Raw genomic sequence first — 13,120 nt, forward strand, 5'->3', positions numbered from 1 at the left:
ATACCCTTCAATCACTTTCATTTTCAATTCAGAAGCCTATTTTTAGACATAAAAGTACCCCCAAAAGTTAGTTTTTAACTCGAACTTTTGGGGTCAACTCATAAGAATAGTTTTGAGTTAGTTTTTAATTTGTAGAACAAACTCCATACTTTTTAATAAAGTAGTAAAGAGCTCCAATTCTTCCAGCTTCATTACTATACTTTGCAGCTAGGATAGCTTTAGGCAGAAAAATATTATTTTCAATTTTTGCAGCCAATTTTTCTAAAATAATTGGTAACAATATTTTATGTTGATTCATAATACCGCCTCCTAAAATAATGTACTCTGGATTTATCAAATAAATAATTGGAAGTAATCCTTCTGAAAAGTTTTCAGCAAACCAGTTAATTGTTTCGATTGCGGCTGGATGATTAGTTTTATAGGCTTCAAAAATTATTTTTCCATTAGTATTACTTTCTCCAGTGAGCTGTTCAAAGTATTGACGCATAGCAGTCGTCGATGCTACATCTTGAAATCTTTTACCATTAACAGGTAAGTAACCAACTTCGCCGGCAGAAAAACCTTCTCCATGATACAATTGACCATTAAGGATTAAAGCCCCGCCAACACCCGTGCCAATAGTCAAACAAACTAATGAACTATTGCATGCAAAAGCTCCAATTGAAAATTCAGCAAAAGCTGCCGCATTGACATCATTTAGAACAACACAAGGTAAATCAAAGTGATGGTTAATGGCTTGCTTAAAATCAGTTCCTACATAGTCAGGAATTGTATAACCTGCATAAACTATCTTTCCTTGTTCAGGATCGACTACCCCTGCTGAAGAAATAGCAACACCCTCTAATTTTTTGTTGATTTGCTTAAGTCTTTTAATCGTTTCACCAACTAAATTTAAAACATATTCCATAATATGATTTGATTTTTTTAAGGAATCTATCGGTGTTTCCTCTTCTTTAAAATAATTAAAAGAATGCCCCTTCTCATCATAAACATCACTTTTTATCGTTGTACCGCCAATATCAATCGCTAGTATATGCATTTTTTCACTTCCTCTTATACAAAATTACAGTGATAGAAATAATATATCTTATTCTATTTTTAGAGTAGTCATCATTTAATGGCCTTATTACTAATTATTCATTTTTTACCTTACCTACCACCTTAAAAATAGGGAAAAGACGCTTAGCCCTTTCCCTACTTAAAATGTTACACAGTTCATATTTCCCCTTAAAAACAGCTTTTTTAATTGTTTCTATCTGGTCAACAATTTTGAACATCTTCACGATCAAAAACTAAGATTTGTCCAGGCTGAATGATTCATTCCGATAATGGTTGAGCGTGAGGTTTTTGCCAGCCATCCTTTTCTACATAATCTTTTCATTGAACATTTCCATTAAAATTATGCCAAATTTTTTCCTGACCTTTAATAGGAACAAATACATCAAAATAGCTAGGATAACTTTGCCAAACTCTATGGTCATCTGTCGTAATCTCCTATTCTAAGATATTAAAATAAAAGTCATCGGAAATCATATGGGACCAAGCTGGCAATCACTTAAGTCATTATTTTCTTTTAAAAGTTAATGACTCTTAGTATAGCTTCTCGCTTGATTTGATCTATTTGATTTAAATCATAAAGTTTCATTAATGTCTTACCAACCAGTCATTATTCGCTTTAATCTCAGAAATATCATAGACAGTGGTGAATTTTGGAGCAGTCGATGTCTCATCTTTAACCATTATCGATACAAGATAACCGACAATTAAAGATACGCCTATTGAAATAAGCGAATAAACCCAAATGCTTACCTTTTCTGCAGGAAGACCGTATTTAATGAAAATCATTACTAAACTTGAAACAATTAGTGCAGCATAAGCACCAATTTTGTTAGCTTTTTTAGAGAATACCCCTAGCATAAAGACTCCACCTAGAACCCCTAAAACGAGTCCCATGAATCCATTAAACCATTCATAGGCTGATTTAATATCAGAGTGTGCAAGAATAATTGAGATAATAATGGAGAAAATTCCAACGCCTAAAGAAATCCAACGCGCAATTTGAGTTCGTTTGGCGTCATCTAAATTCTTAGAAATCACCTCTTGTATGTCCAATGTCCATGAGGTAGCGACAGAGTTCAAACCTGTCGATAGAGTTGATTGACTGGCAGCAAAAATAGCTGCTAAAAGAACACCGGTAATACCAACTGGTAAACGATAGGCTATATAGTAAGTAAACACTTGATCTTGAGCTACTAAAGCGCCAGGATCACTCGGATTTTGTAATTGATAATAAGCGAATAATCCCGTCCCAATAAGATAAAACATAGTCGCAATAAAAATAGATAAGACACCATTGGTAAACATCATTTTATTCAATTTTTTAATATCTTGAGTGGTAGTGAACCGTTGCACGATATCCTGACTTGAAATATAAGATGACAGTGTATTAAAGCCAGCGCCAACAACTAGTAAAAAGATAGAAGATTTTAAAAGGTTCGGATCAAAAATCGGTTCGTGAGGGGCAATAAATTTGTCTTTAGCTAACAAATTCATGATTGGTTGGAAACCGCCGTCTAAGTCCTTGACTAAAAAGCCTAGAGTCACAGCAACACCTACTAACAAAACAGATCCTTGAATAAAATCGGTCCATAAAACTGATTTAATCCCACCAGTATAAGAATAAATAATCGCAATTACACCCATTACCACAATTAGCCAATTGACTGAGATTCCAGTTAATGTGGCTAAAGCAGCAGAGGGTAGATACATAATAATAGACATACGACCAATTTGATAGATAATGAACAAAATAGCACCGATTGCTCGCAAAAGTCTAGAGTTAAACCGTTGCTCTAAATAATCATAAGCAGTATCAATATCCATTCTGGCATAAATAGGCAGGAAAAATTTTATAGCAAAAGGAATTGCAATAATCATCCCTAATTGCGCAAACCACAATAGCCAAGTTCCCTTATAGGAGTTACCTGCTAAAGTCATGAAAGAAATCGGACTTAACAAGGTTGCGAAAATAGAAACCGAAGTTACATACCAAGGGATTGAGCCATCTCCTTTGAAAAACTCTTTACCAATCATATCTTTCTTAGAAAACAGTAATCCTGCAAACAAAACAGCTACTAAATAAATAACTAAAATAATAAAATCGATTGTTGTAAAGCCTTCTTGTGCCATTATTAAACTCCTTTTCAATTTTACATGCTTAATGAAGCATAACGCTATATAAAATATTCTTTAATTACCTAAGTCTTTTTAATTAATTATAAATAATTTTTAAAAATTCGTTCTGCTTCTTCTTTTTGGTCGGCTGTCATCGAAGCCATCGGTTTACGACTTAAAAACTCCCCTTTATTCGCACCCTGTAATTGTAAAATACTTTTAAGAGTTGGATATAAACCGTTTGCTAGCACTGCTTCAATTAAATCATTACTCTCATTTTGTAGCTTAAGTGCTTTCTCATGGTTGCCCTCATTGACAGCTTCTAAAATGCCACGAGCTCGCAAACCATTTACGTTATATGTCGATCCGATTGCTCCATCAACATGATAGATAGCAGCTGGATAAAGCATCTCATCAAAACCTGAATAGATTAGTACATCTGGAAACGCTTTACGTAATCGTTCTAATAAGAAAAAGTCTGCAGCAGTAAACTTAACACCAACAATATTGTCTAATTCAAATAATTCCTTAAATTCTGCCATCCCCATATTAATACCTGTAAGAACTGGGATTGAATAAATAATTAAGTCATTATCAACAGCTTCTGTAATATCTTTATAATATTGTTTAACCTCAGCGAATGAAAACTTATAATAAAAAGGAGTTACTGCTGAAATTGCGTCATAATCCAAATCTGTCGCAAATTTACCGAGTTCAATTGCTTCATAAACATTGGGACCACCAACTTGTGCAATGAGTTTCACTTGGTCTTTCACTTCATCTTTAACAATTTCAAAAATTTGTTTTTTAATGGCCATATCTAATAAGAAATTTTCACCAGTTGAGCCTCCTACATATAGCCCTGCTACCTTCATATTATCAATATTATGACGGACTACTTGACGTAGCCCTGCTTCGTTAACTTTGCCCTTTGAATCAAAGGGTACCAAGAGGGCTGAGATAATACCTTTGATTTCTCTAGCTGTTTTTTTTGTCATTTTATTTCCCCCTATTAATCTATTGGTTATGAATAGCTTCGACAAATTTTTTTGTAATTAATTGAGGTCTAGTGATAGCTGAACCAACTACTACACTATATACCCCAAGCTCTAAAACGTGTCTTACTTTTTCAGGAGTATCAATATTACCTTCAGCAATAATTGGTTTGTTGATTGTTTCAACCGCTTGACGGATGAGTTGAAAATCATTGCTTTCTATCTTATCTTTCTTACTTTGTTGAGTATAACCTACCAAGGTTGTACCAATATAATCAAAACCAATTTGTTCAGCCATTTTCATTTCTTCTAAGGTTGAACAATCAGCCATCAGCTTTTGTTGGGGATACTTTTCTTTAATCTTTACCATTAAATCACTTAATGATTCTCCGTATGGCCTCGTAGATGCAGTTGCATCAATTGCTATGATTTCCGGCCTTGCTTGCATTAACTCATCCACTTCAGTCATCGTAGGTGTAATAAAAGCATCAGCCCCATCATAAACCCGTTTAATAATGCCAATAATTGGCAAATCGACTTGTTCTTTGATTGCTTTAATATCTTCAACTGAATTCGAACGAATACCTTTAGCTCCACCTTCTTTAGCAGCTAAGGCCATTCGTGACATGATAAAAGAACTGTGCAAAGGTTCATCTTCTAAAGCTTGACAAGAAACAATTAATTCCCCTTTTATTCCTTCAATCATTCAATAACCTCCTTTATCAAAGCGCTTTCTAATTTAAAATTATACACATCACTTTGTAGCATTTCAATATTTTATGAAAAGACAGTGAGTTTTCTGAAAACAAAAACTTTTATTATACTTATTTAAAAAGATTTTAATTGATTATTTATCATAAAAGTAGCTTACTTACGTTCTCTAAAAGGGATTGGTTCAAAATGAAAATTAATATTGCTTTATAGTAATAAGAAAAACCCATCTTTGAATTCTCAAAGATAGGTTTTTATGAACCGTTATTCTTTTATTCTTCATCCATTTGTAAGACAGCCATGAAAGCTTCTTGTGGAATTTCAACGTTACCGACTGATTTCATCCGCTTTTTACCTTCTTTTTGTTTTTCTAATAACTTCTTACGACGGGAGACATCCCCACCATATAATTTAGCTGTAACATCTTTTCGATAAGCCTTAATGGTTGTTCGTGCGATGATCTTATGTCCAATAGCTGCTTGGACAGGTACTTCAAACATTTGACGTGGGATAATCCCTTTTAGTTTTTCAACTAAAGCACGACCGCGATTATAGGCAAAATCTTTATGAACTATAATCGAGAAGGCATCAATGACATCAGAATTAAGTAAAACTTCTAATTTTACTAGATTAGACTCTTTATAGCCAATTAATTCGTAATCTAAGGAAGCATAGCCTTTGGTTGATGATTTCAACTTATCGAAGAAATCATACACAATTTCAGCCATTGGTAGTTCATAAATTACATTTACCCGGAAATCATCCAGATAATCCATCGTAATAAAGTTACCACGCTTGCGTTGAGATAGTTCCATTACAGCGCCCACATAATCATTTGGTACCATAATAGTCGCTTTTACATAAGGTTCAAAAATCTTATCAATCTCTGTTGGATCTGGCATTTCAGATGGGTTGTCAATCAAAAGCTCTTCCCCATCCGTCTTTTCAACACGGTAAATAACTGACGGAGCAGTGGTAATTAAATCAATATCAAATTCACGCTCAAGTCTTTCTTGAATAACATCCATATGCAGTAAACCTAAAAAGCCTGTTCGGAAACCAAAGCCTAGGGCTTGCGATGTTTCTGGTTCAAAGTGTAAAGAAGCATCATTTAATTGTAACTTTTCAAGTGCTTCCCGCAAGTCGTTATAATCGGCCGAGTCAACCGGATAGAGACCGGCAAAAACCATTGGATTTAATTTGCGGTAACCATCCAAGGCCTCCTCAGCTGGATTATCCGCTAGGGTTATAGTATCTCCTACACGGGTATCTTGAATGGTCTTTATACCTGCGGTTAGATAGCCAACATCTCCTACCATCAAGAAGTCTCTTTTGAGAGGACTCGGTGAGAAAATTCCAACATCAATCACTTCAAACTCTTTACCATTACTCATTAGACGGATGGTGTCACCTGGTTTGACCATACCATTCATCACTCGAATATTTAAAACAACCCCACGATAAGCATCATAAGCAGAGTCAAAAATAAGAGCCTGTAAGGGGTCTTCTATATCTCCCATTGGTGCAGGAACTTTCTCAACTATTTGCTCTAAAATCTCATCAATACCGATGCCTGACTTGGCAGAAGCAAAAACCGCTTCTGAGGCATCGATGCCGATAATATCTTCAATTTCTTTTTGAACCCTTTCAGGATCGGCTGAAGGCAGATCGATTTTATTAATAACAGGCAATATTTCTAAATCATTATCCACTGCTAAATACACATTAGCCAAGGTTTGGGCTTCAATTCCTTGTGCTGCATCGACTACTAGAATGGCTCCTTCACAAGCAGCCAAAGATCTTGAAACCTCATAAGTAAAATCGACGTGACCAGGGGTATCGATTAAATGGAAAATATAATCAATGCCATCTTTAGCCCGATAAGTCAGTTCCACTGCATTCAATTTAATGGTAATTCCTCGTTCTCTTTCCAAGTCCATGGAATCTAACAATTGCTCTTGCATATCACGATCAGCCACTGTATGTGTTTGTTGTAAAATACGATCAGCTAGTGTGGATTTACCATGGTCAATATGCGCAATTATCGAAAAATTACGGATTCTTTCTTGTCTATTCTTCATTTCTTCTATATTCACTTGACTTCACTTCCTTTTCAAGCCTCTTATCAATAGCTAAGGTCTATCTTATCAAAAATGAGTGATTTTGAATAGTTTTCTTTCACTATGGTATTTTAATAAATGAACTACTCAATAAAATCTTTATTTATTCTTTAAAATTTCCTATCTAGAAGCTAATCAATCTTATTTTGATTCCAATTGATTTAAAACTTTTCTAAGCAAGTAAAAAGCATCAGAGCATATTGAATACCCTGATGCTAGCCTATTTTTATTCACCATGAAAAATATCACGCATCTTATTAAAGAAGCCACCTTCTTGCTCTTTAACATTAGCACCCATTTCTTTAGCTAACTGTTTAAATAATTCATGCTGTTTGTCAGTCAGTTTAGAAGGAGTAACGACTTTAACCGTTACTTGTTGATCTCCCGTATAACCTGAGCGAACACTCGGTGCTCCTTTGCCTTTTAAGCGGAAAGTGGTCCCTGTTTGTGTGCCAGCTGGAACCTTTAACTTCACCTTACCATGTACCGTTGGAACTTGGATTTCATCACCCAAGGCCGCTTGAGAGAAAGTGATGGGTAGCGTGTAATAGATTTCCGTACCATCTCGTTTAAATTCCTTACTTGGTTCAACATGGAAAACTACATAAAGGTCTCCATAAGGTCCACCATTTGAACCCGCCTCACCTTGTCCTGAAAGGCGAATTTGATTACCTTCTTCAACACCTGCTGGCACAGTCACTTTAACAGAATGACTAACGGATTCTATACCAGAACCATGACAAGTGGTACATTTTTCTTTAATTTCTTTACCTGTCCCACCGCAGACATCACATGTGGTTTGCGTCATCACACGACCAAAAGGAGAGTTTCGTTCTACCTGAATAGTCCCTGTGCCATGACACTTGTGGCAAGTAACGGGCTCAGTGCCTTCCTTGGCACCTGTTCCGTGACAGGTATGACATTCCTCATTACGATTATATTTTATGGTCGTTTCTTTACCAAAAATAGCCTCTTCAAAGGTTAAATTAATACGATATTGTAGATCATTACCCTTACGAGGAGCATTGGCTCTTCGTCCTCCTCCAGCAGATCCACCAAAGAAAGTATCAAAGATATCTTCAAAGCCAAAGCCTGCACCACCAGAGAAGCCACCAAAACCACCACCGCCAAAGCCGGCTCCAAAGTTAGGATCCGTTGAAGCATGGCCGTATTGATCATAAGCAGCCCGCTTTTGACTATCACTTAGGACCTCATAAGCTTCTGCAACTTCTTTAAACTTTTCGTCAGCTCCTGCATCTTTATTAATATCCGGATGGTATTTTTTGGACAGTTTACGATAAGCCTTTTTAATGTCAGCATCACTGGCATCGCGAGATACACCTAAGACATCATAATAGTCTCTTTTATTTGCCATTTTGTCCCTCCTTACACATTTTAATTCTCCTGATAAAAGACAAGAGTCGAGGACTTAGCCTAGACTCTTGCTAAAGTATGTCTTAATTACTCGTCGACTTCTTCAAAGTCAGCATCGACAATATTATCATCAGAAGATGATTGAGCATCAGAGGCATCTGTTTGATTTTCTTGAGCAGCTTGAGCTTGTTGAGCAGCTTGCTCGTAAAGTTTAACGGATAGATTTTGAATCACTTCATTTAATGCATCACGTTTTGTTTTCATTTCTTCTAAATCATTTGCTTCAACAGCTGCTTTCAATTCATCACGAGCTGTTTCTGCTTTAGTCAATTCATCTTCAGAAATGTTATCATTATCTTTCAATTCATCGATAGTCTTATTAGTTGTAAAGATCATTTGATCGACTTCGTTGCGTAAATCAGCTTCTTCACGACGTTTCTTATCGGATTCAGCATTTGCCTCAGCATCTTTAACCATACGTTCGATTTCTTCATCGGATAAACCTGAAGAAGATTTTATAGTAATCGTTTGTTCTTTTTGAGTACCTAAATCTTTGGCTGAAACGTTCACAATACCGTTTTTATCAATATCAAAGGTAACTTCAATTTGTGGAATGCCACGAGGTGCTGCTGGAATATCAGTTAATTGGAAACGACCTAAAGTCTTATTATCTGCTGCCATTTCACGCTCACCTTGTAAAACGTGAACATCTACTGCTGGTTGATTGTCAGCTGCTGTAGAGAAGACTTGTGATTTAGAAGTTGGGATAGTAGTGTTACGGTCAATTAATTTAGTGAATACACCACCCATTGTTTCGATACCAAGTGATAATGGCGTAACATCTAATAGAACGATGTCTTTAACATCACCAGAGATAACGCCGCCTTGGATAGCTGCACCCATAGCAACTACTTCGTCTGGGTTAACCGATTTGTTAGGATCTTTTCCAGTTTCTTTCTTAACGGCTTCTTGTACAGCAGGAATACGTGTCGATCCTCCTACCAAGATTACTTCGTCAATTTCAGATTTGCTTAAACCAGCATCTTTCAAGGCTTGACGAACTGGCCCTTTAGTTCTTTCTACTAAGTCATGCGTTAACTCATCAAATTTAGCACGAGTTAAAGTTGTTTCTAAGTGTAATGGCCCATCAGCTGTCGCTGTAATAAATGGTAAGCTGATTTGTGTAGAAGTCACACCAGAAAGATCTTTCTTAGCTTTTTCTGCAGCGTCTTTCAGGCGCTGTAAAGCCATTTTATCTTTAGAAAGGTCAATAGAGTTTTCTTTTTTAAATTCTTCAACTAAGAAGTCGATAACTTTATTATCAAAGTCATCTCCACCTAGTTTATTATCCCCTGCTGTAGATAATACATCAAATACGCCATCGCCTAATTCAAGGATTGAAACGTCAAAAGTTCCTCCCCCTAAGTCAAAGACTAGGACTTTTTCTTCAGCATCGGTTTTATCTAAACCATACGCTAAAGCTGCAGCGGTTGGCTCGTTAACAATACGTTCAACTTCTAAACCTGCAATACGTCCAGCATCTTTAGTTGCTTGACGCTGAGCATCGTTAAAATAAGCAGGAACAGTGATAACTGCTTTCTCAACCTTATCGCCTAAGTAATCTTCAGCAAATGATTTCAAGTGTTGTAAAATCATAGCTGAAATCTCTTGAGGTGTATAGCTCTTTCCACCCATTTCAGTCTTAAAGTTATCTTCTCCAATATGACGTTTGATGGAAGCTACTGTGTCAGGGTTTGTAACTGCTTGACGCTTAGCTACTTCACCCACTTGAATCTCATTATTTTTGAAAGCTACTACAGATGGAGTGGTACGGTTTCCTTCTGGGTTAGTAATAATCTTTGCTTCTCCACCTTCTAAAATGGAAACAGCAGAGTTTGTTGTACCTAAGTCAATACCTATAATTTTAGACATATAATCTACTCCTTTAAAAATTTATTTTGGTTAAAACTAAGTGCTTAATAATTAGGCGGACACAATTACCATGGCCGGGCGAATGATGCGATCATTAAGGATGTATCCTTTTTGTAGAACATTCACTACAATATCAGTGTCTTGTCCTTCAGCCGCTGGTTGGGTGGTTACCGCTTGATGATAATTTGGATCGAATGTTTCGTTTAAGGGATTGATCACTTCAATTTTTTCTTCTTTAAATGCTTGTAAGATTTGATCATACACCATTTGGATCCCTTTGTGGATTGCTTGACTCTCTTCTGAACTTGCTTTGATTTGCAAAGCGCGTTCAAGATTATCAATAGCATCAATTAATTTATTAGCTAAAGATTGAGATCGATATTTAGCAGCTTCTTGTCTTTCACGACTATTAGATCGTTGCATATTAGCAATTTCAGCCTGTAGACGTAAATTTCGATCCTCCAAATTCTGAATACTTTCTCTTAATTCATCTTCAATGGAAGAAACTTCCTCTACTGGCGCTGCTTCAGTTTCTTCATTTACATCATTTACATCATTATTCAGACTATCCTGATTTTTTTCTGCTGAACTTTCAATGACTTCATCTTCTACTAACTTTTCTTTTTCATCGTTAAGTTCTGCAGAAGATTGCTTGTCATTCCTCTTTTTATTTTCTTCTGTCACTTGATGACCTCCTTTATTGATTAAATTCTTTTAATATCTGCTCCATAAGGACAATCATGCGTGAATAATGCATCGTCGAAGGTCCTAAGATACTTAAAGACATTTTGCTTAAGGCTTGTGTGAAGGTTCCCGTCACTAAAGATAAATGACGCATCCCTTGCGGAGCAAACTCTTGTCCGAAAAGAACTTCGATTCCATCTTGACGTTGTTCAAAGAGATCAAATAATTCATTCGATCCATCAATCAAATTGAATAATTTTTTGTATTCATTGTTGGAATAACGCTGATCCAAACAATCAAAAAGATTATTCTTGCCAGAAACAAAATAACGCGTTCCTTTAACTTGTTGAATTGACTTCTCAACTAAAGGAGAAAAATCAATCGAAGTTGACAATTGTCTTTGCATAATCATCGGAATAGTTAATTTAGTCCGCTGATAAGCATCTTCTAATGTAATACCTCGCAATTCTGAATTAAGAATTGAACGCATTTGACGTAAATCATCATCCTCAACCGGATATAAGGTTTGGAACATTTTATTTTCCACATGTCCTTGATCCGATAATAAAATAGCCATTATTTGATGGTTACTTAAAAGCACTAACTTAAAGTCAGCCACTCGATGCTCTTCATTATTCTGTCCAAAAACCAAGCAAGGTAATCCAGTTAATGAGACCAATAAATCCGCAGCAATTTTCGCCATCTTAAAATTCTCTTGTCGGCGATTTAAGAAGATTTCGCTAACTGCTTTGAGATCTGCTTCATAGGATTGCTCCCATGAATCATTCTCAATTTTAGTGATCAGACGATCTACATAATAACGATAGCCTTCATAAGAAGGTATTCTACCACTTGATGTATGTGCCTTAACCAGAAAGCCGTTTTTTTCTAAAACAACCATCTCATTACGAACAGTTGCCGGACTTATATCAAGAAAACTCTCCTTGAGTAAAGTCTTTGACCCGATTGGTGCCTCTAAATTTGCATAAAGGCGAACAATTAATTCTAAGATTTGGTGTTGTCTGGCTGTTAATATGATCAATCACCTCACATTATTAGCACTTATTCATATCGAGTGCTAACTGTCTCTATCTTACTATCCTCCATCACCTTTGTCAAGGGATTATGCCCATAAAATTAAAAAAATTAGCACTCTCAATTCGAAAGTGCTAATTATATCTATCGATCCTTGATTATTTAAAGTACGCCCGTGTATGGTCTTGATCCTTTTCAAGTTGATTAATCAAACCTTCAATACCATCAAATTTAATCTCTCCACGTAAGTAATGATGCCACTTAATACGAACCTTTTCCCCATAAATCATACGATCAAAGTCTAAAATATAAACTTCAATGGAGAGTTCTTTCACATCATCAAAGGTAATATTATATCCAATAGATGCCATGCCCATATACCATTGGCCTTGAACACAAATTTCGACAATATACACCCCTATGCTAGGTGTTAACTGACCATAATCCATTGCCACATTCGCTGTTGGAAATCCTAATTTTCTCCCTCTTTTTAAGCCATTGATGACAAGTCCTCTGGTTTCATAAATGTAACCTAATTCTTGGTTAGCTAAATCAATATTACCATTTGATAGCTGGTATTGAATTTCACTTGAAGAAATCTTATGGTCACCGATTGTCTTTTTAGGAATTTCGCTAATTTTAAAGCGTCCCTGGCTGTGGTCGACTAAAGTTTGCATATTAGCTATCTCTTTCAGACCGTATGTATAGTCAAAACCTGCCACCACATGAACGGCATTCAAATTAACCATGTAGCTGTCCACGAACTCTTGTGGACTCTGAGCTCCCATGGCTGAAGTGAACTCAGCAATATATAAAATATCTACTCCATTAACCTCCATCAGTTCTATTTTACGAGGGTTATCACTTAAATAAAAGTAGTGATTCGGATGGATCTGTTGATAAACAAGACGAGGAGTATGGTTAAAAGTTAAGACGGCTAAAGGGACTTGATAATGATCTGCTAATTCACGCCCCTTTTTGATAACTTCTTGATGGCCTAAATGAACACCATCAAAAAAGCCTAGAGCTAAAACGACTGGTTGGTCATATAGTTGTTCTTGATCGTAAGGATGTGCTAAATAAATTGTCTGCAAG

At 36.0% G+C, this 13,120-nt stretch carries 10 protein-coding genes; all 10 read right to left on the reverse strand.

The annotated features are described in order from the left end of the window. Positions 1-124: 124 nt before the first annotated feature. The 10 genes from ACQV18_RS06170 to ribF all read right to left on the reverse strand — a co-directional run bounded on the left by ACQV18_RS06170 (position 125) and on the right by ribF (position 13,119). A complete protein-coding gene (locus ACQV18_RS06170) occupies positions 125-1,039 on the reverse strand; it encodes an ROK family protein (protein ID WP_428892735.1) in 915 nt (304 codons plus the stop codon). Positions 1,040-1,644: 605 nt separating this feature from the next. Continuing rightward, entirely contained in the window at positions 1,645-3,189 is a 1,545-nt protein-coding gene (locus ACQV18_RS06175) for a sodium:solute symporter (RefSeq protein WP_428881751.1), read from the reverse strand. 86 nt (positions 3,190-3,275) lie between these two features. Next, positions 3,276-4,172, reverse strand: a complete 897-nt coding sequence (locus tag ACQV18_RS06180) for an N-acetylneuraminate lyase (protein WP_428873954.1) — start codon at positions 4,170-4,172, stop codon at positions 3,276-3,278. Positions 4,173-4,191: 19 nt separating this feature from the next. Continuing rightward, positions 4,192-4,875, reverse strand: a complete 684-nt coding sequence (locus ACQV18_RS06185; RefSeq protein ID WP_428875318.1) for an N-acetylmannosamine-6-phosphate 2-epimerase — start codon at positions 4,873-4,875, stop codon at positions 4,192-4,194. Positions 4,876-5,152: 277 nt separating this feature from the next. After that, positions 5,153-6,976, reverse strand: coding sequence for a translation elongation factor 4 (lepA, locus tag ACQV18_RS06190; RefSeq protein ID WP_428873951.1), 1,824 nt, complete (start codon positions 6,974-6,976; stop codon positions 5,153-5,155). A 250-nt stretch (positions 6,977-7,226) separates the two neighbouring features. Then, a complete protein-coding gene (dnaJ, locus tag ACQV18_RS06195; protein ID WP_428873950.1) occupies positions 7,227-8,375 on the reverse strand; it encodes a molecular chaperone DnaJ in 1,149 nt (382 codons plus the stop codon). 86 nt (positions 8,376-8,461) lie between these two features. Next, positions 8,462-10,306: a molecular chaperone DnaK gene (gene dnaK, locus ACQV18_RS06200; RefSeq protein WP_428875319.1), complete on the reverse strand. Its 1,845-nt coding sequence runs from the start codon at positions 10,304-10,306 to the stop codon at positions 8,462-8,464. A gap of 51 nt (positions 10,307-10,357) precedes the next feature. Further along, entirely contained in the window at positions 10,358-10,990 is a 633-nt protein-coding gene (gene grpE, locus ACQV18_RS06205; RefSeq protein ID WP_428873948.1) for a nucleotide exchange factor GrpE, read from the reverse strand. A gap of 13 nt (positions 10,991-11,003) precedes the next feature. Further along, positions 11,004-12,032, reverse strand: coding sequence for a heat-inducible transcriptional repressor HrcA (hrcA, locus tag ACQV18_RS06210; protein WP_428891687.1), 1,029 nt, complete (start codon positions 12,030-12,032; stop codon positions 11,004-11,006). A 151-nt stretch (positions 12,033-12,183) separates the two neighbouring features. Beyond that, positions 12,184-13,119, reverse strand: coding sequence for a riboflavin biosynthesis protein RibF (gene ribF, locus ACQV18_RS06215; protein WP_428892736.1), 936 nt, complete (start codon positions 13,117-13,119; stop codon positions 12,184-12,186). Position 13,120 lies beyond the last annotated feature (1 nt).

Origin of the sequence: Facklamia sp. P9177, from assembly GCF_050409585.1 — a bacterium.
Lineage (GTDB): Bacteria > Bacillota > Bacilli > Lactobacillales > Aerococcaceae > Facklamia.

Excerpts from the sequence above, each read along its gene's own strand:
- ACQV18_RS06170 (WP_428892735.1), bottom strand. The coding sequence starts at position 1,039 with ATGCATATACTAGCGATTGATATTGGCGGTACAACGATAAAAAGTGAT.
- ACQV18_RS06175 (WP_428881751.1), bottom strand. The coding sequence starts at position 3,189 with ATGGCACAAGAAGGCTTTACAACAATCGATTTTATTATTTTAGTTATT.
- dnaJ (WP_428873950.1), bottom strand. The coding sequence starts at position 8,375 with ATGGCAAATAAAAGAGACTATTATGATGTCTTAGGTGTATCTCGCGAT.
- ACQV18_RS06180 (WP_428873954.1), bottom strand. The coding sequence starts at position 4,172 with ATGACAAAAAAAACAGCTAGAGAAATCAAAGGTATTATCTCAGCCCTC.
- dnaK (WP_428875319.1), bottom strand. The coding sequence starts at position 10,306 with ATGTCTAAAATTATAGGTATTGACTTAGGTACAACAAACTCTGCTGTT.
- ACQV18_RS06185 (WP_428875318.1), bottom strand. The coding sequence starts at position 4,875 with ATGATTGAAGGAATAAAAGGGGAATTAATTGTTTCTTGTCAAGCTTTA.